The following is a 21,778-nucleotide window of genomic DNA, read 5'->3' as shown; positions in this document are numbered from 1 at the left end:
AGCAGATTAACTCACCCAATTTCTTACCTGCTCCCCATACCACTCCATAATTTTTACCCGCTCATCCCAATACTGCGCTCTGTTATAAGCGGAACGAATTCTGTTTTGAGGAACATGAGCAAGTTGGCGTTCAATAGCATCGGGATTAAAGAGATTTGATTCATTCACGACTGTACTGAATAGCGATCTAAAACCATGTGTGGTCATTCGACCGGCATAGCCCGAACGTTTGATCACAGCCAAAATAGACTCGCTACGCATCGGTTCTGTATTGTTTAAACGATGTGGAAATAGTAGTTCCTGATTATGAGTAAGCCTCAAAGCCTTTAACTCAGTAATCATCATGTCCGTCATCGGTACACGATGTGGAAGTCGGTTCTTCATTCGTTCTTCAGGAATATCCCACTTACGCTCCTCCAAATCAAACTCTTCCCAACGTGCTTGCAGTAACTCACTGACCCGAACGCCTGTCAGCATAATCAGGACAATGGCATGGTGTGTTTGAGCATCGGCAGGATAAGCCTTAATACGTCTAAGAAATTCAGGCATCTCAGAGGTAGAAAGCGAAGCCAGGTTTTTGACTCTTTTATTCTTGAGGGCATAGACTAAATCACTTGCCGGATTATCATAGCGGTATCCATGGGCAATGGCATACTTCATGACCATACCACAGCGAGACAAGGTACGTTTTGCAATTTCAAGCGAACCTCTTGCCTCAATCTTCTTAATGATTTGCAGAATCTCAGGAGCCTGAATCTGGTTAATACGCTTATTAGCAAGAGCAATATAAAGCTCATCCAATGAAGCTCTAACATTACTAATATGCTTAGATGACCAGGTTTCTTTTTGATTATTAAACCAATCCTCTGCGACCTCCTTAAAGCAAGGCTGATCTTCTTCGACCTCAACTGTATTCTTAAGTTTATACCTCAGATCAAGCGCTATCTCTCTTGCACGCTTTAAACTCAGCTCAGGATATATACCTAATGCTTTGGACTTCCTTTGTCCATTCTCCGTATATCGGATAGACCAATATTTTTTCCCATTCGGATCGATTCGCAAAGACAGACCATTAGTATCAGAAAGGCGATACTGTTTTTCTTGAGGCTGTGCTTTTTTACACATCACATCAGTTAGCGACATATCTTTGTCCCACCTAATTAAACTTATTTAGTGGGTCAAATTGTCCCAATATTGACCCACACAAAGCAAAAATAGGGTCAAATCGCTTAGGATAGTATCGGATAATACAGCCAATAAAAAAGCCCTTAAACATTGAGTTTAAAGGCTTTTTTAGATTCCGATGGACTACTTCGGAAAGAATTTTGGTGGAGGTGGCGGGAGTTGAACCCGCGTCCGCCAGCACTACGCTCGAGAATACTACATGCTTAGATATCGTCTACTGTTTTAACTCTTTGTGACCCGACGAACAGGGTACAAATCGCGATCCTCTTAATTTAGTACAAAACCCCGAGGCTTGGTTTTATACGGACTTGTGTGCGTGCGCTTCAGTCGGACTCTCTAACCACAAGTATTCGGAGAGGCGGACAAGCTGCCCTTAGGCAGCTAGAGCGTATGATTCGTCGTTTGCGACTAAAAAATGCAAATTTGATTTACGAGAGAAAATGCGCTCTCGACATGCATCTATGAGTTTCATCACCAGCGTCGAAGCCAGAAACACCCCCAAAGTAGCGTCAATCATAGCATAGTTGCCAGAAAATACGATCTATTTTCTAAACAAACACACATATTGATGCGCTTAATTACATAATTGCGTTAATATTTTGGTTTTCAAGTCCAACAATAAAATAATTTATGAGCTACTTACTTGCACTCGACCAAGGAACCACTTCGAGTCGTGCCATTATTTTCAATGAACAAGGTCAAGTTCAGGCAACGGCACAACGCGAAACACGCATACACACCCCTCAATCTGGCTGGGTTGAACAAGATGCCCAAGAGATTTGGAGCTCACAAATTGCCGTTGTACAGCAAGCACTCGCCTCGGCTCGCATCCTTGCCAAAGACATTCAAGCCATTGGTCTCACCAACCAAAGAGAAACGACTGTCGTATGGGATAAACGCACAGGGCAACCACTTGCACCTGCCATTATTTGGCAAGATCGTCGTGCTTTTGAATGGTGCAACCAACTCCTTCAGCAAAACATGAGCCACAAAATTCAATCCAAAACAGGGCTTCGAATTGATCCTTATTTTAGTGCTGGAAAATTGGTATGGTTACTTGAACATGTCAACGGTCTCCGTAAATTGGCGACAGCAGGTCATGTAGCTTTTGGTACCATTGACAGTTGGCTCATTTGGAATCTGACTCAAGGCGCAAATCACGTCATCGAAGTTAGTAATGCATCTCGTACCATGCTGATGAATTTGAGTACCCAGCAGTGGGATGAAGAGCTATTAGAACTCTTTAATATTCCATCTACACTACTTCCTCAAATTATCAATTCAGATACCTATGTGGCCGATACTGCAACAGGACTACTTGGAGCCAATATTCCAATTACAGGGATTTTAGGTGACCAACAGTCTGCGCTGTTTGGCCAGTCTTGCTTTGAAAGTGGTACAGCTAAAAATACCTATGGCACGGGTTGTTTTATGTTGTTCAATACGGGGGACACCGTTCAGTACAGTAAAAATAAACTGCTTTCTACACTTGGCTGGAAAACGCAAAATCAAACCACTTATGCCTTAGAGGGTAGCGTATTTATGGCAGGAGCAATTGTGCAGTGGCTACGAGATAATTTAGGCATTATTCAAAAAAGTGGCGATGTCGAAAAGCTGGCTTGTACAGTTAAGGATACCGATGGCGTTATCCTTGTCCCTGCTTTTACTGGACTTGGTGCGCCACATTGGGACAGTGAAGCTCGTGCATTACTATGTGGAATGTCACGTGGAACCAACAAAGCCCATATTGCACGTGCAGCTTTAGAATCTATTGCTTTCCAAGTCTCAGATGTACTGACCGCCATGCAAGCCGATATTCAGCAACCACTCAAAGAATTACGTGTCGATGGCGGTGCGAGTCAAAATGATATGCTTATGCAGTTTCAGGCAGACATTTTAAATGTGCCTGTTTTACGCCCTAAAATGCAAGAATCTACAGCATGGGGAGCTGCTGCCATGGCAGGTTTAAGGTCTGGTATCTTTTCTAACTTAGATGAAATTGCACAGTCTTGGCAACTTGAGCGTGCATTTGAACCCCAAATGAGCTCAGATCAACGTGATTTTCACTTACAGCAATGGCAGTCTGCATTAGAACGTGCAAAGTCTGAAATTTAATTCCTAATTCTATCGAATAAAATCTAGGGTTGAAAAAGAACATGCCAGTCAGTTCCTTAACTGACTGGCATGTTCTTTTTCAAGTGAATTTTTATGGTCTCAGTGTGCATGCCCTCCACCACCGACACCCAATTTAGGTTTAGGGCAAAGCCAAATAATGGCAGCAGCGAAAAGAAATACTAATGCTAAGATCAGAAAAATATAGTTTGCGGATAAGGTTAATGCTTCTTTATCGACTAGACTCGAAATATAAGCTAAAGCACTCTCCGAACTCATCCCCTGCTGTATTAACAGGGATTGGGTCTGGTCTGTATGTAAACTACCTACCATTTCACTACGTGCAACTTTAGTGTGGTCATCCCAAATGGTAACAGCAACTGATGCCCCAATTGCCCCTGCCATGGTTCTTAAAAAGTTCATTAAACCTGCGGCAGATGCCATTTCATGTGGCAACACAGACGATAATGCCATATTCGACAGAGGAATAAAGAAGAAAGGCACAGCAAAACCTTGCAAGATTTGTGGTAATGCCAATGCGAAAAAGTCTGCGTCTGTGGTCCAGAATGAACGCATCAACGTCACCCCACCCAAGATACTCAAACCAAAACTCGCCAGTGCTCGTTGGTCATATTTGGTTGCTAGCTTTGCCACAACTGGCGACATGGTTAAACTACCAAACCCCATAGTTGCAGTTAAATAACCTGCCCAAGTTGCGGTATAACCCAAATTGATCTGTAGCCACTGCGGAATCAGCACAATACTGCCGAAAAAAGCACCAAAACCAAAGGCCAATGCTAAAACAGAAATAGTAAAACTACGGTATCTAAAGATTTGGATATTCACCACTGGATGTCGTTCGGTCAGCTCCCAAATGGTAAAGATCACCAGACCAATCACAGCGGTTAAAGCCAATACCACAATCACAGGGCTATTGAACCAGTCACGTTCATGCCCCAGATCGAGCATGAGTTGTAATGCCCCAATCCAAAGCACCAATAGCAATAAGCCCCCCATATCAATTTTCAGTTTTGCTGTTGCTGTTTCTGCTGGTTTTAATAAACGCATTGCTGCAAATGCACAGAAAATACCGACTGGAATATTGATAAAGAAAATCCAATGCCATGACATGTTGTCACTGATAGTTCCGCCTAAAATTGGACCCAGAATTGGACCAACCACTGTCGTCATTGCCCACATACCCATCGCTTGAGATTGTTTCTCAGGAGGGAAAATTCGCATCAGCAACATCTGACTAAGTGGCATGATCGGACCACCAAATAGACCTTGACCGATTCGGCAAAAAACCAACATTTCTAAACTGGTTGATAAACCACACAGTACTGAAAATACCGTGAAGCCTATTAGGCTTAAAATGAAAATTTTGACCCCACCGAAACGACCTGCAAGCCATCCCGTTAAAGGAACGCATATTGCCTCAGCCACAGCATAGGAGGTGATCACCCATGTCCCTTGCGAACTCGATACAGCAAGGCTTCCCGTAATATGAGGCACAGAGACATTGGCAATCGTCATATCTAGCACGACCATAAAGTTGGCCAAAGCAAGAACAAAGGCTGCCAGCATGAGGCGACCACCTTTTAAGTCGCCATAGGGAACGTAGCTATTCATAAGCAACTACTTCGATTTCAAGTCGATTTGAGCTTCCATAGATAAGCCAACACGTAAAGGGTGCTCAGTCAGTTCTTTCGGGTCAAGTTGGATACGCACAGGCAAGCGCTGTACGACCTTGATCCAGTTTCCTGTCGCATTTTGAGCAGGAATCAATGCAAAGGCAGAGCCCGTACCGCCTGAAAAGCCCAAGACTGTGCCATGAAATTCAACCGAATCCCCATATAAGTCTGAGGTTAAAATAGCCTTTTGACCTGGACGTACATTTTCAAGCTGACTTTCTTTAAAATTCGCATCGACATATAACTGTGAAATAGGAACCAACATCATGAGCACTGAACCCGGTGCCACACGTTGTCCAACTTGGATTTTCCGGCTTGTCACCACACCATCAAAAGGCGCTTTTATTTCTGTACGTTCTAGGTCTAACAAAGCTTGTTTTAATTTTGCTTGTGCCACTAAAACATCAGGCATCGAGTTTTCATTGCTACCCTGAATTAAGGCTTCATTGGCAGCCAAATTGCTTTGCGCAGCTTTTTGGCTCGACTTTGCTTGAGCTAAACCAGCCTGTGCCAAGTTATAGCCGGCTTGTGCATTATTAAATGTGGCTTGTGCAGTACTCAACTCTTCTTTGGAAATTGCCCCTGTTGCACTCAACTGCTGGCGACGGTTCAAGTCATCCTGTGCTTTATTTAGCTCAGCTTGGGCTTTAGCCACTTGCGCTTCAGCACTGTGAATGGCGTCATCACTCACAAAGACTTGCGAGTTTAAAGAGCTACTGTTGGCGGCACTTTGTTTATATTGGCGCTGTGCTTTAAGTAATTCAGCTTGAGCTTGGGCTACAGCAATTTCAGCATCACGATGATCCACTAAAACCAGCACATCACCTTTTTTCACATTCTGAGTATCACTGACCAAGACTTTTTCAACTTGACCTGTCACCATAGAGGTAATGGATGCCGTTTCTGCACCCACATAAGCATTGTCTGTAGAAACTGAATGTTGAAAAAACAGTTTCCAAACCAAGTATAAAACGGCAGCAATAATCAGAATTAGAGCAACAAAAGTTAAACTTTTCTTCCGTTTTGCTTTCAGTGTTTGATCACTAATTTGATTGGCTGTATCAGTATCTGGCAGTGTATTTGAGGCATCTGTCATTGATTTTTCCTAAATCTAACAGACTTGGTCAGCCGGCATCATCCCTTCTAAAGGGACATCAGACAAAAAACTTGTCTGCATTGGTGTCGATGAGAAAGTCACTATAAAATTTGATGCATTTTACGATTAGATAATCATATTTTGAGAATATAATTTGCAACTGCACAGTCTTTTTTAGTTTTTAGCACCCAACTTCCTGCTGAGTGCTATAAATTTCACTTAATTATTAGTCGTTTAGTCATATAGGCCTAATATGCATACGAAGCAATAGCTGTTGCAATCGCTCGATCTTCATCATTCACCATGGTCATACGCATCGTACAACCTTTACGCCCCAATCTCAGGGTTTCAGCACGTGCAATAAAATATTTTCCACGTCCCGGCGCAAGATAATCAACCCGCATATCTACTGTCGCTAAACGTGATACTTTTTTGATGGTATCTGCAATCGTGTCAGGTTCGGCTTTTTTATACAGCTCCCCCATCGCCACAATACCGCCAACACTATCCAAGATCGTTGCAGCCACGCCACCATGTAAAATCTGGAACGCGACATTACCAATTAAGTAATCCTGCATATCTATATAGGCTTCAATCTGTCCATTCACTACACGCATGCTCATACTGTTGTGCTTAAAAAATGGCGATGCATTAAAAGCCTTGACCAATTGCTCAAAAACCACATCAATATCCACTTTCGCTCCTAAGTGTATGCTGCCCGTCCAGCTTTTTTCACCACTATTCATAACACCCTGCTTTAGCATGCAAACAATAAAAACCTATCCAAATCTGCCCAAAACCACCAGATAGGTCTACAATACTGACCTAGTTTAATACTGATTATCGAGATTTTTATGACCTATACGTTCAATCGTCCCGCGTTTCCCGCTACTCGCATGCGTCGTATTCGTAAAAATGAACATCTGCGCTCTATGGTCCGTGAGACTCATTTAACGCCAGATCATCTCATCTATCCAGTATTTGTCCTGCCAGGACAGAAGCAAACCCAAGATATTCCCAGTATGCCAAATATTCAGCGCTTATCTGCTGACTTACTTTTAAAAAAGGCGGAGCGTTTACTTGAACTTGGTGTATCGAAACTCGCACTATTTCCAGTGACTCCTCAAGAAGATAAAAGCCTCAGTGCCGAAGCAGCATGGCGTGAAGATGGTTTGGTTCAAAACACGCTACGTCTGCTCAAAAAAGAATTGCCTGAAATGGTGCTGATTACCGATGGTGCACTTGATCCATATACCACGCATGGTCAAGATGGCATTATTGATGAAACAGGTTATGTACTCAATGACGAAACCGTTGAGGCACTAATTAAACAAGGCTTAAGCCACGCGGAAGCGGGTGCTGATATTTTCGCACCCAGTGACATGATGGATGGTCGTATCGGTGCCATCCGTCAAGCCTTTGAAGCCAATGGCCATATCTACACCTCGATCATGGCCTATTCAGCAAAATATGCATCAAGTTTCTATGGTCCTTTCCGCGATGCAGTCGGTTCATCGAGCAACCTTAAAGGTGGCAACAAATACAACTATCAAATGGATGTCGGCAACCGCGCAGAAGCCTTACATGAAATCGCCCTTGATATTCAAGAGGGCGCGGATATGGTAATTGTCAAACCAGGTATGCCTTATTTGGACATTGTTCGTGAAGTCAAAGACACTTTTGGCGTCCCGACTTTCGTTTACCAAGTCAGTGGTGAATATGCCATGCTTGCCGCAGCCATTCAAAATGGTTGGTTATCGGACAGCGTGATTATTGAATCACTGATGAGTTGCCGCCGCGCAGGTGCCGATGGCATCTGGACCTATTTTGCAGAAGAAGCGGCACTCAAACTGAAAGACATGAAGTAAAAGAAATACACCAGAAGGATTGAGTTGCAATGCATATTGCCATTATTGGTGCAGGTATCAGTGGATTACTGACAGCGCTTGAGCTGATTGAACACGGTTGTTCAGTGGAGATTTTTGACCAACAACAAGCAGGACAAGCGGCCTCATGGGCAGGTGGAGGTATTCTCTCTCCGATGTACCCGTGGCGCTATCCACAAAGTGTCAATGACCTCGCCAAATATGGCAAAAGCATGTATCAAGCATGGAATGAAAAAATTAGCCCCGTTTCAGGGATAGATTTTGAAATCCATGAAACAGGTATGCTAATTTTTGACGAAGCTGATTTTGATATTGGTCTAAATTATCAAGAACAACATCAGGAACCGATGCAGCAGTGTGAACTTTTACAACGCACGCAACTGGAACAGATCAATCCACGTATTTCAACGCGCTTTCAACAAGCCATCCATTTTCCACAGTTAGCTAACGTCCGCAATCCCCGACTGCTCAAGTCGATTGTGGAATATCTCAAACAGCTATCACAAGTCACTTTCCATGAGCAAGCATGGGTACATAGGTTTGACATAGTCAATCAGCAAGTTCAAGGGGTAAAAACTGCTGATGGTCAAAGTTATCATGCAGATCATGTGGTGATTGCAACAGGCGCATGGTCACAGCACTGGTCCGAACAACTCCAATGCAGCATTCCAGTGAACCCTGTACAAGGGCAAATGTTGCTGTTTAAAACCCCTGAAAACTGGCTCCCAACCATGTGTATGAATCAAGTCATGTATCTGATTCCACGTTTGGACGGTCATATCGTTTGTGGTTCAAGCATGGCGGATGTCGGTTTTGACCAACGTCCTTCTCTACAAACCCAGCAAAATATTTATAAAGCCTGTTTGGACATGGTGCCTGAACTGGCCGATTTTCCCATTGTGAAGCATTGGGCGGGTCTACGCCCAAGTTCGCCAACGGGCGTCCCTTATATCGGCCCCTTCCCTGAAATAGCCAATCTCTGGGCAAACTTCGGTCACTATAGAAATGGTCTATGTATGGGGCCTGCATCTGCACGACTGCTACGAGAATTGATGTTAGGCCAAAACTTAACGGTTGATGCGACTGCCTATACTCCAGAACGTTTAGCACATTTTGCGTGATGATGCTTCGCCACAATCAGGCTTTGGGCTGAATGAGATGAAGCAATGCTTCTTTTAAAGTCGGATACTTAAACTCAAATCCCTGTGCTTTCAATGCTTCGGGGCGAATAAATTGACCATTCAACACCAGTTGAGACTGCTCGCCTAAAAGTAACTTCAACACAAAAGCGGGTAAAGAAAGTACAGGTCTACGTTTTAGAATTTGCGCTGCAGTTTGTGCAAATGCTGACTGAGTGACTTTTTCTGGACTGACGACATTAAAGACTTGTGCAGTGGTTTCATGCAACATTAGAAACTCAATCGCTCGCAGCACGTCTTGAATATGCACCCACACCACAGGCTGCCGCCCCGAACCAATACGTCCACATAAGTTCATTTTGATCGGAAACAACATTTGCGGCAAAATGCCAGCCCCACGTCCAAAGACCACACCTAAACGAATAATTTTGGTATTTTGCGATGTGTCTTGCCGTGCAGATTGTTCCCATTTTTGACACAACTCTGACATAAAAATAGACTGCGGCGCTGACTGCTCATTACAACACTCTGTCCATTGTTCAGTCGGATCGATACCATAATAGCCCACCGCTGAACCTGAAATAATACATTTCGGTTTAATCTTTCTTTTAGCGAGATATTGATAGAGCATCGTCGTCGTTTCAACACGACTGGCGATCAGCTTTTGTTTGCGGGCATCTGTCCAACGCCCCTGAGCAATACTTTCCCCAGCCAAATTCACCACATAATCAATGCGATCATGCTTGAGTTCTTCTAAAGCTCGAATCCAAGTTAAATGTGGGTGAATTTTAGGCAAATTTTTCTGTCGACTTAAGCCGATCACTTCATAATCTTTTTCTAATAAATAATCGAGCAAGTTTGAACCAATAAAACCACTTGCTCCTGTCACCAATACACGTTCTTTTTGCATAGCGTGATCTCAAATGATGCTTTTGATCAAACTATAGCATTTAGAAGAAAGCTTTACGATTAATCGATTATTTTTGCTGCCATACGCTCTGCTTGTTTGCCATAAAACCAGTACGTTAGCACATACAGCGGAATCGCAATCAATAAAATCAGAATCACCACCATACTGATAAATTGCGGTTGTTGGACGTAGAGCATAAAGTTTTGCCAAACTTCAGCATCTCCCTGCGCAAAGATAAATAAACCTAACATGAGAAAGGCAAAGTTATAGCTCCAAAAAATCAGACTAAAACCTAAAGTGAATTTTTTCCGTTCTACTTGGGTTGGCGCACGGCGTTGTTGCTTAATAAATTTAAGTAAAACCCAAATCATGGCCACCAAATAAGGTACAGCCGTTAATACCGTTCCCATCCCTGTCGGAAGTAGAGCAGCGAGTACACCACAGATACAACTAAAGACAAAACATATGAAAAAAAACCAGAGAAAATATCGTATTAGCGAAATCATAGCGCTACTTTAAACCCAGCCAAAAAATCATTATAAAAAAAATTCAGTTTTTTTTCATTTTCATGTCAACCAATCGAAGTTGATGTGCGTTAATTAGGGTACAAGGTCGCAGCAACCGTCAACATTGTACCGGCATCCACAATACGTACGGTGACCTTTCCTAGAGCAATAAGATTGGCTCCAAATTTAAATGTTGTCAGCAGCCGACATTTAAGCGTGAAGCAGTTTTCTTTGACCGACGATTTCATCATCACTCGAATCGTCGGTCTTTATTTTTTTGAGGACTGATTTTTCAGTGCTCCCTCACCTCAATAGATCAAGAAGCCCTTAAAAGTTAATATGAGTTTAAGTGCTGGACGTCTTCTGCATCCTGAATGACATAACCATTACGTCCCCGCTCTTTGGCCAAATAGAGATTCTGATCGACCTCTTTTAAAAAGGCCATTTTGTCATTTTTTTGCGTTGGGATAATGGTCTTCACTCCTAAACTGACCGATAAACGCTGATCCAATGGTGATGTACTATGGCAAATATCAGCGGTACGGATACTCTGTAAAATACGCTCCACCACTTCAATTGCAGACGCTTGTGTTGTATCAGGCAATATCAAAACAAACTCTTCCCCGCCAAAACGTGCGACCAAATCACGTGGTCGTGAGACACTTTTTTTCAGTATTTGTGCAATTTGTTTCAGACAAGCATCACCGAGAAGATGACCATTATGATCATTGTATTGTTTAAAATAATCGATATCCAATAACATGAGGGTCAAAGGTTGCTGTTCACGCTGGGCATTGAGCCACTCACGTTGGTAGCTATCTTCAAAGAAGCGACGGTTGGCAATCTCCGTCAGACCGTCTTGATACGAATATTCTTCTAGTTGTTTTTTCAGTGTTTCTAATTCTTGTTCCTGTTTTTTACGCTCCGAAATATCGAACATAAATCCAACCAAACTATCGACTTCCCCATCTGGTTTTCGCACTACATGCACCACATCACGAATCCAAATATATTCTCCATTGATGGTCAGTGCGCGATAATCCGCCTCATGATCAACCCCCGAAATCGACTGTGCCACACAAAAATCAACCACCCATGCACGATCATTTTCATGCATTCGCATCGCCCAATCTTCGACTGTTCTCCACGAGTCTTGCTTCCAACCCAGCACTTTTTCAATTTGTGGGCCAATATAACTAAACTTTTTGGTACCCCAATCAATACTCCAAGGAATAGCAAGTGTTGATTCAATCAGCGTCTTATACACCAGATCATTCACAATACGGGGCGAATTGAAAATAGAATCAGACATAGTTATGTTCTCCTTATACCCTGTCCTACTCAATACATGACTTATTTTTTAGATATTCTTCATAAATCATTCTTATAAAGTCTCAAAATTGAATCAGTGATCGATGTTCACATTTCATTTACGACTTCGACACGATATACAATTTCACAGAATTACATAATACCCCATTAAAAGAACATTTTTTAATCAAAATTTATCTTTTTACTATGGTGTTAATCAAATAAACCCATCACATTCTTTTTCACATAATCGCTCAATAGTTTTTCTGTGCAATTCAACTTAAAAATAGGCACTCAACTATCAGGTCAAAGATTGTCGTCGTAGCGACAATTATCCATCGCATAATTTTGATTTATGTTAGCTTATAGCTCTATTGCGCTTTGAGCTTGGGGTATCTATGGCTGTTCGTTTTTTTCATACATCTGATTGGCATTTGGGACAGTTTTTTTATAACCATTCCCGTCAGTATGAACATGAACAGTTTTTAGCATGGTTACTGGAACAAATCAGTGCAAGACAGCCAAATGCGCTTTTGATTGCAGGAGACATTTTCGATGTCATCAACCCTGCATCGTCCGCACAAAAGCAACTCTATCAGTTCTTAGCAGATGCGCATGCACGTGCACCGCATATGCAAACCCTGATGATTGCAGGCAACCACGACTCAGGCTACCGAATTGAACAAGTTGAACCGTTACTGGCCAAATACAATGCCAAAGCGGTGGGAGTGATTCATAAAAATAGTCAACAGCAGATCGATCTTGAGCATTTATTGGTGCCAATTTTAGATGAGCAACAAAATACTGTGGCATGGTGTCTGAGCCTGCCCTTTTTACGTCCTGCTGAAATTACAGGCTTTAATGAACACACCACCAATAGCCAAAATGCGATTGCCTATTTGCATCAACAACTGATTGCTGAGGCCAAAGCCCGCAAAACAGCAGATCAAGCCATGATTTTAATGTCTCATGCACATATGCAAGGCGGCGAAACCTCTGACTCTGAGCGTCCTATAGTAATTGGGAATGAAGAAGCACTCTCCACGACATTATTTGATGAAATCATTGACTATGTGGCACTCGGGCATTTGCATAAACCGCAAAAAGTCGGTGAAGAGCATATCCGCTATAGTGGCTCCCCGATTCCACTATCTTTTAGTGAAATTAACTATAAACATCAAATTGTTGAAGTGACACTTGATCCCACACAAAACGATTCATCCCGTTTTCAATTGAATGTTTTAGCAATACCACGAAGTATTCAACTGCATAAAATACGCGGTGAACTCAATGAAGTACTGGAAAAGCTGCAAGCACTGCCTCAAGGTGCCATCCCAGAGATTGATCAACGTGAATATGTCGATATTGAATACCATACTACTGTTCCACCGCAGCCCAATTTAAGACAACAATTCGAAGAGGCTCTACCCAAAGACCGTTATCGTTTAGTCCGTATTTCACGTCAATATTTAGCGACTGAGCAAGACCCCAATGCACCCGCTAAAGTAAGTTTAGAACCACCCACACCAGAAAAACTGTTTCAGCAAATTTGGGAAAAACAGGGTTATCAGCATGATGCCGCTGTGCTACAGGATTTTATGAGTTTAATGCGTGAAGCTGAACAATCCCTTGAAGATGGACACGAGGCTTAAAGGTTTACTATGAATATTGTTTCCATTCGAATAAAAAACCTTGCTTCACTTTCTGGCGAACACTTGATTGATTTTGAAAGTGATCCTTTAGCCAGTGCAGGGCTTATTGCCATTATAGGGAAAACAGGTGCAGGCAAATCTACCATTTTAGATGCAATGTGTTTGGCACTGTTTAACCGTATTCCACGCCTCAAAGACAGCGACGGAAAAATTCAAGATGTCGATGGCTCAGAACTACTCACCAATTCCCCACTGACCGTACTGCGTCGTGGTACCGCGCATGGTTATGCTGAACTTTGCTTTATTGCACAAGACCAAAAACGCTATATCGCTCGATGGGAATTGAAACGTTCACGAGAAAAAGCTGACGGGAAACTACAAAACGTACAGCGCTATTTAAAATGTGTCACCGATGGTGTCGTTGTTGCGGATAAAGCCAAAGCCGTCGATGAAAACATCAAACGTATTACCCAGTTGAGCTTTGAACAATTCACGCGCGCTGTTCTACTGGCACAATCCGAAGTTACTGCTTTTTTAAAAGCACGAGACAATGAGCGCGGCGAATTATTGGAATATCTCACCAATTCGGCTATTTTTGGCAAAATTGGACAACTGGCTTATGAGAAAACCAAACTGGTCGCGACTCAGCGCAAAGAGCTAGAAAATGTATTGGGTCATATTGAACTGTTAACCGATGAGCAAGTTGCAGAACTATCCGCACAATTCCAACATAGTGACCACAGCTATCAACAACTCGAAGCCCAAAAGTCACAACTGCAAAAACAACAGCAATGGTTTGAAAGCAAGCAGAAACTCGACAGTGAAATCATCATTAAACAACAACTGGTCGAAGCACAGTATAAGTTACAACAGGAATTAAACCCTGAGCGTGAACGCTTGGCTCGTTTAGAGATCTTCTCAGAAGTTAGACCTATGCTGTTCCAACAACAACAGCTACTTCAAACCAAACAACAACTGCTGCCCCGCCTGCAAAAACAACAACAGTTATTTGATCATTTACTCACGCAATTTGAGACTGAAAAAGCTCAATTCATACAAGCTGAAACGGCAGTGAATGAACTACAACAGTTTGAAAGTACCCATCATGATGCATTGAATGATGTACGTAAATGTATTCAAGAACGTGATTTTATCGGGGCTGAGTTTAAGAAAGCTCAGGAAAAATTGCAGGCTTTAGAACAGTCTAAGCTCCCCCTAACCCAGCAACAACAAAAGCTTGAACAGCAGATTCAGCACATTGAGCGTCAGCAAACCGAGTGTAAGCAGCAACTGGAAAGTTCACAACAGTTTACAAGCTTAGACCAAGGCCTCAGCGCCCATGTCCAACAACTCGAACAGTTTATTCAACAATACCAAAACATTGAATATCAACTCGGACAACAAGCTCAAGTAGAACAGCAACTGTCAGAACAAAAGGTAAAATTACAACAGTCCATACAACAGTTTGGTCACATCGAAGAGCTGGAAGTTAAAATTGCGCATGCACAGCAGCAACGAGAGTTGAAGATCAATCAGCTCAGTCAAATTGAGCAAATTCAGCAAAAAGTTCAACAGTTTTTTGAATTGAAGACTGATATTGCACAACAGCAAGAACAGCTCAACAGTGCTCAAACTCAGCAACAAGCCTTACAACAGCATACGCTGCAAGCAGATCAGGCTTTTCAATCAACCAAAAGTGAACGCATCCAACTACAACAAGTTTTACAACAGCAACGGCTTTTACATGCTGAGAATGTTGAACATTTACGTGCTGAACTCCAAGAGGGCGAACCTTGTCTTGTCTGTGGAAGTACATCACATCCTTATAAAATGGAAGATACTGCGCTCTCCAAAGCCCTGTTTGAGCTTCAACAACAGCAGGAACAACAAGCAAACCAAAAAGAGCTCGAAAGCTTTCAAGCTTGGCAGCAAGCACAGCAACAACTCACCAAACTCAATGCAGAAATAGAACAACGCAAAACACTAATCCAGCAACTTTCTGAAAAAATCAGCCCATTACAAAGCGTGCTGATTGCACACGGTAAAACAGCAGATATTGCACTCGACCTGACACAAACAAAATCAGAAATAAACATGCAATTTGAGCAGATCATTCAGCAACATGCGCTCGATCTACAGCAACTCAAACAGCAATCTGAGCAGTGCCAACATAATATTAAAACCCAGCAATACTGCATCCAAAACATTCAACAGACTGAACACTTGCTACACACAGCAAATAGTTTGCAAAAGCAAGTTCAACACATTGCCCAGTATTTATCTGATGCTGAAAAAACAGTTTGGCAACAACAGACTAGCTTGGCTGCACAGCAACTGTTAGTACGTCTAAAGACTCGTGCACAGCAACTAGAACAACTGGAACAATGGCGTCAGCAACTCGATCAGACCAATCAACAGCTCAAGACCAATCAACAGAATCTTGATCACACGAGCCAACACATCAGAGAAACCGCTGAACGGCTTAGTGAGATCAAACAAAAAGGACAGCAGAATACAGAAATAGCCAATCAATTGATCCAACAGATGACAGGCTTAACGGGTATTAAAGCCAACGAATGGCTTATTCAACACGATCATCAGCGCCAACAGACACAAAGCCATTACCAACAGATCAAGCAACATTTTGAGCAATTACGTCATCAATTTGAGCAAGACAAAAGTCAGCTAGAACAACTTCAAGCACAATTACAGCAAAACCAAAGTAGTGCAGATGATGTGGAAAATACAATCCAGCATTGGCTCAAAGAACATCCTAAGTTTGAACTGCAAGACTTAAAAGCGCTTGCTGAAATTAACCCTGCACAAGTGCAACAGATCCGTCAAAAATTACAGCATGCTGAACGCCTACTGAATGAAGCCGATGCTGCTTTGAAAACCATACAAGAACAATTGCAAGAACATCTCAAGTACCAACCTGAGATTGATCCACTACAGTTAGAGCAACACATGCAGGAGCATCAGTCTGCACTCAATAATCAATTTGAAATACGCGATCAGCTCAAACTGAAACTTGAGTTACATCAGCAAAATGTGGTGAAACAAAAACAATTTGTCGATCAAATTCAAAACATTCAACAAGAAGAACATCGTTGGGGGAAAATATCAGGTCTGATGGGCGATGCTACGGGCAAGAAATTCCGTGATTATGCACAGCAATATAATCTTGATATTTTACTGGAACATGCGAACCAACAGCTCAACCAACTCTCACAGCGTTATACCTTAAAGCGTTTGGATCACTCGCTCAGTCTAGCTATTATTGATCATGACATGGATGGAGAAACCCGCTCCGTTGCATCACTCTCAGGAGGCGAGTCTTTCTTGACTGCCCTTGCCCTATCTCTTGCCATCGCCAATATGGCCTCGGGCTCAATGAAAATCGAATCGCTGTTTATCGACGAAGGTTTTGGAACTTTAGATGCATCATCGCTACACATGGTCATGAATGCTCTCGATCAACTACAAAACCAAGGCCGTAAGGTGGTGCTGATTTCACACATCCAAGAAATGCATGAACGTATTCCTGTCCAAATCCAAGTTAAAGCTCTAGGCGCAGGTGCCAGTACCATTGAGGTGGTGGGATAATTTCAACTTTTTTAATGGTCTAAGTTTGATCTTTTTTTTAAGATACAGTTCCCTGCTAAAAATAATAGGAGCATCCTACTTAATGTAAGTGCTCCCACTAAACGCCATTTCAATAGAGAAAGCAGAACGCCAACTTTTAATCCGCTGGGAATGCTTTTGGTGGTGGTGCATATTTAGATGCATCAGTTGCCTTGTCCACTGCCGCAGCAGACTCTAACGGATAAATGACTGTACCAATCACACCTGTATTTTGGATGGAACCATGAGCTGAATTTGCCGCATAAGCCTCTTCAGGTCGACTAAAGGTAAAAGATGCCACCGCGGAGTCGCTCTTACGGAAACCTTCAATGATCAGCTCACCCTGTGGACGAAGCACATAACCTGAGTTGCTACGAGATGCGGAACGCCCATTAATCACATCTAAACCATCCACACTGGCAACCACTTCAAAGGTGCTATTGCTATGGTTTTGGTATTTGAGTTGATAACTTTGTCCATCTTTGCCAGATAAATAATACTGCTGACCATCTCGAAATAAAGGCAGTGGACGCTGTGCATCATTTATAATTGAAAAACTGATTTTTCCGGCCGCCAAAGAAATACTATTCACCGCTTTGCCTGTATATGTTTTACTGGCATAGCGAACTTGTGATTCAGCAATTGGACTGCTGGATAAACGTTTTAAATTCACTTCTGTTACGTTTGAACGAAGCTCATCACCCCATTTCGTACCCAATTTTTCAGCTCGAGAAACCGTCGCGTTTAATGCTGTTGGTTCAGCTGTCACTTCCTCCATGTGAGTATTTGTACTACTACACGCTGCCAAAAATAAACTCAGCATCAGAGAGAGAAATAAATAAATTTTTTCCATTTTTGGGTTCATCCTAAATGCAGTTTTTATCATTGTCAGAGTGTCTGTTCCAATAACTCAGTAACTTAAATCTACAAGCAATTCAATCAGTTTAAATGAAGCCTATTTTTTCAGCAGCGTTTTAGTTTTATAAAATTGTAAGTTAAGTCTTCTCAGCATATTTGAATACCAAGAAGCTTTTTTGACCTTAATGCCTCAACAGCTCAATGTGGTGAATAGTCTCTCGCCCCAAACAAAGCTGTTCCAACACGTACCATGGTTGAACCCGCAGCGATTGCCTCATTCATATCTGCCGACATCCCCATACTAAGCGTATCCCAGTCTTCTGGATGTGCATGCTGTGCTTTCACTTGCTCAAATAGCACTTTCGCCGCCGTAAAAGCCTGCACATTGTTTGGTGCTGGAATGACCATCAAACCACGCAGTTTGATGTGAGGCAACTGACTAATGCTTTGTACCAGCTCAGCAACCTCGTTAGGTTGACAGCCATCTTTGCTGTCCTGACCATCAATGTTAACCTGTAGACAAATATTTAAGGCTGCTTGGGTGGCAAGTCGCTGAGTCGATAACCGCTCAGCAATAATTAAACGATCTACCCCATGCACCCATGCAAATTTTTCAGCCAAATGTTTGGTTTTATTGCGTTGTACATGTCCTATAAAATGCCATTCAATATCTAAATCCTGTAACACCTCAATCTTCTGCAGAGCCTCTTGCAGATAGTTCTCACCAAAGGCACGTTGACCGCAAACGTACATGTCTCGTAACACTTCACTTGGATGTGTTTTCGAAACGGCTAAAAGCTGCACAGATTGCACATCACGCCCTGAAACCTCACAGGCCTGCTGAATTTGGGATAACACATGTTGACGTGAGTTTTGCAGGATATTCATTGACGAGGGTCTCATTTCAGTCATCTTTTTTGCTTTGCCTTTCAACAAACTGTTGGTTAAGTTGTTTGAAAGCCTTATTATTCTATCAAAATAATTAGCATTTATATGATCTCGGGGAAATTATGGATATCACAGAATTACTAGCCTTTGCTGCTAAGAACGGGGCGTCAGATTTACACTTATCTGCGGGTATGCCACCGATGATTCGTGTCGATGGTGAGGTTCGTCGAATTAATTTACCAGCTTTAGAACACAAAGAAGTGCATAAGTTGGTTTATGACATCATGAATGACAAACAACGTCGTGATTTTGAAGAATTATTAGAAACAGACTTTTCCTTTGAAGTCCCGGGCATTGCACGTTTCCGTGTGAATGCATTCAACCAAAACCGCGGTGCTGGTGCTGTATTCCGTACTATTCCCTCCAAAGTTCTGACTATCGAAGACTTGGGTATGGGACAAATCTTTAAAGATATTTGTGAATTTCCACGTGGTATCGTACTGGTAACAGGTCCGACTGGTTCGGGTAAATCAACTACACTGGCCGCTATGGTTGACTACATTAACGACAACCGTTATGACCATATTTTAACCGTTGAAGACCCCATCGAATTTGTGCACCAATCAAAAAAATGCCTCGTGAACCAACGTGAAGTGCACCGTGACACACATGGCTTTAATGAAGCACTACGTTCTGCTCTGCGTGAAGACCCTGATATTATTCTCGTAGGTGAGATGCGTGACCTTGAAACCATTCGTTTGGCACTCACAGCAGCTGAAACAGGTCACTTGGTCTTTGGTACATTACATACCACCTCTGCTGCAAAAACGATTGACCGTGTGATTGACGTATTCCCTGCTGAAGAAAAAGACATGGTTCGTGCCATGCTATCTGAATCGCTACAGGCCGTCATTTCTCAAACCTTACTCAAGAAAAATGGCGGTGGACGTGTTGCCGCACATGAAATCATGATTGGTATTCCTGCCATTCGTAACTTAATTCGTGAAAACAAAGTGGCACAGATGTATTCTGCTATTCAGACTGGTGCAAACTACGGCATGACCACACTGGACCAAAGTTTGAAAAATTTGGTCACTAAAGGGGTGATTAGTCCACAGACCGCACGTACTGCTGCTAAACAACCTGAAACATTCTTATAAGAAAACAATGGATTTGGGGTAGAGATATGGATTTTAACGACTTACTCAATTATATGATTCAACAAAAAGCGTCAGATTTATTTATCACCGCTGATGTTGAACCTTCAATGAAAATTAACGGTCAAATTGTGCCTGTAGCTAAAGGCAAACTGACAGGTGATGTCGCAGGACAACTGCTGAACTCCATCATGAGCGAGAAGCAGCGTAAAGAATTTGCGGATACACGTGAGTGTAACTTCGCGATTATGAATCGTGATAAAACTGCGCGTTTTCGTGTCAGTGCCTTTCAACAACGAGATATGCCAGGTATGGTTTTGCGTCGAATTGAGACCAAGATTCCAACCATGGACGAGTTAAAACTTCCACCTGTACTCAAAGAACTAGCGATGACCAAACGTGGCATCATCATCTTTGTGGGTGCAACAGGTACAGGTAAATCAACCTCGTTGGCTTCAATTATTGGGTATCGTAACCAGAATTCGAAAGGTCATATCATTACCATTGAAGATCCAATTGAATTTATTCATGAACATGCAGGCTGTATTATTACCCAGCGTGAAGTCGGCATTGATACGGACTCTTTTGAAATCGCGCTGAAAAACACCTTGCGTCAGGCACCTGATGTGATTCTAATTGGTGAGATTCGTTCCCGCGAAACCATGGATTATGCAATTGCCTTCGCGGAAACGGGGCACTTGGTATTTGCAACACTGCACGCCAACAACGCCAACCAAGCTATCGACCGGATTATTCACTTCTTTGAAGCAGACCGTCATAGCCAATTGTTTATGGACTTATCTTTAAACCTTAAAGCGATGGTTGCTCAGCAGTTGATTCCAACACCTGACGGTAATTCACGCCGTGCTGCCATTGAAATTTTGATTAACTCACCGTTAATTTCCGATTTGATCCGTAAAGGCGAAATCCACGAAATTAAAGATTTGATGAAGCGTTCTCGTGAACTTGGTATGCAAACCTTTGACCAAGCCTTGTTTGATTTGTACAAAGCCAAGCAGATTACCTATAAAGATGCGCTGAAACACGCTGACTCACCAAACGACTTACGTTTACAAATCAAATTATCAGAAGAAGGCGGCGATCGTCTATTGCATGCCAGTGCAAATATCACGTTTGATGGACAAGCTTAATTTTATTCCTTCAAACTAAAAAAAGGGCTTCTCATGAAGCCCTTTTTTATATCTTAGATGAACATCTTACTTTTTACGTAGCGCGTCTTGGCATTCAGTAGCATCACAATAACCGTACAGGTTCAACGAGTGTCCCGTTAAAGTAAAGCCATGTTTTTCAGCAACTTCATGCTGCTCGTGCTCAATCACTTCATTCGTAAATTCAACCACTTTGTTGCAGTTTTGACACACAATATGATCATGATGATCATCTTGCATAATTTCAAAAACAGAGTGGTTATTTTCAAAGTGATGGCGCTGAATAATACCCGCTGCTTCAAATTGCGTTAACACGCGGTAAACAGTTGCTAAACCGACATCTTCACCTTGTTCAAGTAAAGTCTTATAAATATCTTCCGCACTTAAATGGTGTTGTTTTGAATTTTCTAATAGTTCTAATATTTTAATTCGTGGAAGTGTAACTTTAAGTCCAGCTTTGCGTAGATCTTGATTTGAAATTGGCATGTAAAAAGGTCTCTCAACAAATTTAAAGTTAGAATATGCAACAAAGTGTAGATGCAGTATGATCTATCCGTGGCTCAATTGCATCATAATTAATTTGGGATAGTG

17 protein-coding genes and 1 other RNA gene are annotated in these 21,778 nt (G+C 42.2%); 7 read left to right on the top strand and 11 right to left on the bottom strand.

Features of this window, described 5'->3' with window-relative positions:
• Positions 1-6: 6 nt before the first annotated feature.
• Together DPG01_RS09100 and ssrA are read right to left on the bottom strand one after the other, a co-directional pair.
• Positions 7-1,143, bottom strand: coding sequence for a tyrosine-type recombinase/integrase (locus tag DPG01_RS09100; RefSeq protein WP_110974861.1), 1,137 nt, complete (start codon positions 1,141-1,143; stop codon positions 7-9).
• 183 nt (positions 1,144-1,326) lie between these two features.
• Positions 1,327-1,685: a transfer-messenger RNA gene (gene ssrA / locus DPG01_RS09095) on the bottom strand.
• A gap of 130 nt (positions 1,686-1,815) precedes the next feature.
• Here ssrA and glpK point away from each other — a divergent pair.
• Positions 1,816-3,300 (top strand): glycerol kinase GlpK, encoded by a 1,485-nt coding sequence (gene glpK / locus DPG01_RS09090; protein ID WP_110974860.1) that lies wholly within the window; start codon positions 1,816-1,818, stop codon positions 3,298-3,300.
• A gap of 99 nt (positions 3,301-3,399) precedes the next feature.
• Here the strand turns inward: glpK and DPG01_RS09085 are convergent, their stop codons facing one another.
• From DPG01_RS09085 to DPG01_RS09075, 3 genes are all read right to left on the bottom strand, one after another.
• The gene (locus DPG01_RS09085; RefSeq protein WP_110974859.1) at positions 3,400-4,929 is read right to left on the bottom strand and encodes a DHA2 family efflux MFS transporter permease subunit; all 1,530 of its coding nucleotides are present in this window, start codon (positions 4,927-4,929) and stop codon (positions 3,400-3,402) included.
• Positions 4,930-4,935: 6 nt separating this feature from the next.
• Entirely contained in the window at positions 4,936-6,087 is a 1,152-nt protein-coding gene (locus tag DPG01_RS09080) for an efflux RND transporter periplasmic adaptor subunit (RefSeq protein ID WP_110974858.1), read from the bottom strand.
• A gap of 248 nt (positions 6,088-6,335) precedes the next feature.
• Entirely contained in the window at positions 6,336-6,833 is a 498-nt protein-coding gene (locus DPG01_RS09075; protein WP_086208187.1) for a thioesterase family protein, read from the bottom strand.
• A gap of 108 nt (positions 6,834-6,941) precedes the next feature.
• Between DPG01_RS09075 and hemB the strand changes: the two genes are divergently transcribed.
• Positions 6,942-7,955: a porphobilinogen synthase gene (gene hemB, locus DPG01_RS09070; RefSeq protein ID WP_110974857.1), complete on the top strand. Its 1,014-nt coding sequence runs from the start codon at positions 6,942-6,944 to the stop codon at positions 7,953-7,955.
• 29 nt (positions 7,956-7,984) lie between these two features.
• On the top strand, positions 7,985-9,094 hold the full coding sequence (gene thiO, locus DPG01_RS09065) for a glycine oxidase ThiO (RefSeq protein ID WP_110974856.1): 1,110 nt from the start codon (positions 7,985-7,987) through the stop codon (positions 9,092-9,094).
• Between the two features lie 16 nt (positions 9,095-9,110).
• Here the strand turns inward: thiO and DPG01_RS09060 are convergent, their stop codons facing one another.
• The 3 genes from DPG01_RS09060 to DPG01_RS09050 all read right to left on the bottom strand — a co-directional run bounded on the left by DPG01_RS09060 (position 9,111) and on the right by DPG01_RS09050 (position 11,840).
• Positions 9,111-10,022: a TIGR01777 family oxidoreductase gene (locus DPG01_RS09060; RefSeq protein WP_110974855.1), complete on the bottom strand. Its 912-nt coding sequence runs from the start codon at positions 10,020-10,022 to the stop codon at positions 9,111-9,113.
• 59 nt (positions 10,023-10,081) lie between these two features.
• Positions 10,082-10,528 carry an ABZJ_00895 family protein gene (locus DPG01_RS09055; RefSeq protein WP_110974854.1) on the bottom strand — a complete coding sequence of 149 codons (447 nt, stop codon included), beginning with the start codon at positions 10,526-10,528 and terminating at the stop codon, positions 10,082-10,084.
• A 334-nt stretch (positions 10,529-10,862) separates the two neighbouring features.
• Positions 10,863-11,840, bottom strand: coding sequence for a GGDEF domain-containing protein (locus DPG01_RS09050; protein ID WP_110974853.1), 978 nt, complete (start codon positions 11,838-11,840; stop codon positions 10,863-10,865).
• Between the two features lie 397 nt (positions 11,841-12,237).
• Between DPG01_RS09050 and DPG01_RS09045 the strand changes: the two genes are divergently transcribed.
• A complete protein-coding gene (locus DPG01_RS09045) occupies positions 12,238-13,491 on the top strand; it encodes an exonuclease SbcCD subunit D C-terminal domain-containing protein (protein WP_110974852.1) in 1,254 nt (417 codons plus the stop codon).
• 9 nt (positions 13,492-13,500) lie between these two features.
• Positions 13,501-17,097, top strand: coding sequence for an AAA family ATPase (locus DPG01_RS09040; protein WP_110974851.1), 3,597 nt, complete (start codon positions 13,501-13,503; stop codon positions 17,095-17,097).
• A gap of 136 nt (positions 17,098-17,233) precedes the next feature.
• On the opposite strand, the gene DPG01_RS09035 is transcribed toward DPG01_RS09040, so the two are convergent.
• A complete protein-coding gene (locus tag DPG01_RS09035) occupies positions 17,234-17,968 on the bottom strand; it encodes a hypothetical protein (protein ID WP_110974850.1) in 735 nt (244 codons plus the stop codon).
• Between the two features lie 203 nt (positions 17,969-18,171).
• A complete protein-coding gene (locus DPG01_RS09030) occupies positions 18,172-18,861 on the bottom strand; it encodes a YggS family pyridoxal phosphate-dependent enzyme (RefSeq protein WP_110974849.1) in 690 nt (229 codons plus the stop codon).
• 122 nt (positions 18,862-18,983) lie between these two features.
• Here DPG01_RS09030 and DPG01_RS09025 point away from each other — a divergent pair, with 122 nt between their 5' ends.
• Entirely contained in the window at positions 18,984-20,021 is a 1,038-nt protein-coding gene (locus DPG01_RS09025; protein ID WP_086208197.1) for a type IV pilus twitching motility protein PilT, read from the top strand.
• A gap of 26 nt (positions 20,022-20,047) precedes the next feature.
• The gene (locus DPG01_RS09020; protein WP_086208198.1) at positions 20,048-21,169 is read left to right on the top strand and encodes a PilT/PilU family type 4a pilus ATPase; all 1,122 of its coding nucleotides are present in this window, start codon (positions 20,048-20,050) and stop codon (positions 21,167-21,169) included.
• 66 nt (positions 21,170-21,235) lie between these two features.
• On the opposite strand, the gene fur is transcribed toward DPG01_RS09020, so the two are convergent.
• Positions 21,236-21,673: a ferric iron uptake transcriptional regulator gene (gene fur / locus DPG01_RS09015; protein WP_086208199.1), complete on the bottom strand. Its 438-nt coding sequence runs from the start codon at positions 21,671-21,673 to the stop codon at positions 21,236-21,238.
• Between the last annotated feature and the right edge of the window lie 105 nt (positions 21,674-21,778).

Origin of the sequence: Acinetobacter sp. WCHAc060042, assembly GCF_003231195.1 — a bacterium.
Taxonomy (GTDB): Bacteria; Pseudomonadota; Gammaproteobacteria; order Pseudomonadales; family Moraxellaceae; genus Acinetobacter.
This window is presented reverse-complemented; position numbering and strand designations above follow the sequence as displayed.

What these genes read in the sequence shown, in the direction of transcription:
- DPG01_RS09100 (WP_110974861.1), bottom strand. Translation starts at nt 1,143, where the DNA reads ATGTCGCTAACTGATGTGATGTGTAAAAAAGCACAGCCTCAAGAAAAA.
- DPG01_RS09040 (WP_110974851.1), top strand. Translation starts at nt 13,501, where the DNA reads ATGAATATTGTTTCCATTCGAATAAAAAACCTTGCTTCACTTTCTGGC.
- fur (WP_086208199.1), bottom strand. Translation starts at nt 21,673, where the DNA reads ATGCCAATTTCAAATCAAGATCTACGCAAAGCTGGACTTAAAGTTACA.
- DPG01_RS09075 (WP_086208187.1), bottom strand. Translation starts at nt 6,833, where the DNA reads ATGAATAGTGGTGAAAAAAGCTGGACGGGCAGCATACACTTAGGAGCG.
- DPG01_RS09020 (WP_086208198.1), top strand. Translation starts at nt 20,048, where the DNA reads ATGGATTTTAACGACTTACTCAATTATATGATTCAACAAAAAGCGTCA.
- DPG01_RS09045 (WP_110974852.1), top strand. Translation starts at nt 12,238, where the DNA reads ATGGCTGTTCGTTTTTTTCATACATCTGATTGGCATTTGGGACAGTTT.
- DPG01_RS09035 (WP_110974850.1), bottom strand. Translation starts at nt 17,968, where the DNA reads ATGGAAAAAATTTATTTATTTCTCTCTCTGATGCTGAGTTTATTTTTG.
- DPG01_RS09085 (WP_110974859.1), bottom strand. Translation starts at nt 4,929, where the DNA reads ATGAATAGCTACGTTCCCTATGGCGACTTAAAAGGTGGTCGCCTCATG.
- thiO (WP_110974856.1), top strand. Translation starts at nt 7,985, where the DNA reads ATGCATATTGCCATTATTGGTGCAGGTATCAGTGGATTACTGACAGCG.
- DPG01_RS09055 (WP_110974854.1), bottom strand. Translation starts at nt 10,528, where the DNA reads ATGATTTCGCTAATACGATATTTTCTCTGGTTTTTTTTCATATGTTTT.
- glpK (WP_110974860.1), top strand. Translation starts at nt 1,816, where the DNA reads ATGAGCTACTTACTTGCACTCGACCAAGGAACCACTTCGAGTCGTGCC.
- hemB (WP_110974857.1), top strand. Translation starts at nt 6,942, where the DNA reads ATGACCTATACGTTCAATCGTCCCGCGTTTCCCGCTACTCGCATGCGT.
- DPG01_RS09030 (WP_110974849.1), bottom strand. Translation starts at nt 18,861, where the DNA reads ATGAATATCCTGCAAAACTCACGTCAACATGTGTTATCCCAAATTCAG.
- DPG01_RS09025 (WP_086208197.1), top strand. Translation starts at nt 18,984, where the DNA reads ATGGATATCACAGAATTACTAGCCTTTGCTGCTAAGAACGGGGCGTCA.
- DPG01_RS09080 (WP_110974858.1), bottom strand. Translation starts at nt 6,087, where the DNA reads ATGACAGATGCCTCAAATACACTGCCAGATACTGATACAGCCAATCAA.
- DPG01_RS09060 (WP_110974855.1), bottom strand. Translation starts at nt 10,022, where the DNA reads ATGCAAAAAGAACGTGTATTGGTGACAGGAGCAAGTGGTTTTATTGGT.
- DPG01_RS09050 (WP_110974853.1), bottom strand. Translation starts at nt 11,840, where the DNA reads ATGTCTGATTCTATTTTCAATTCGCCCCGTATTGTGAATGATCTGGTG.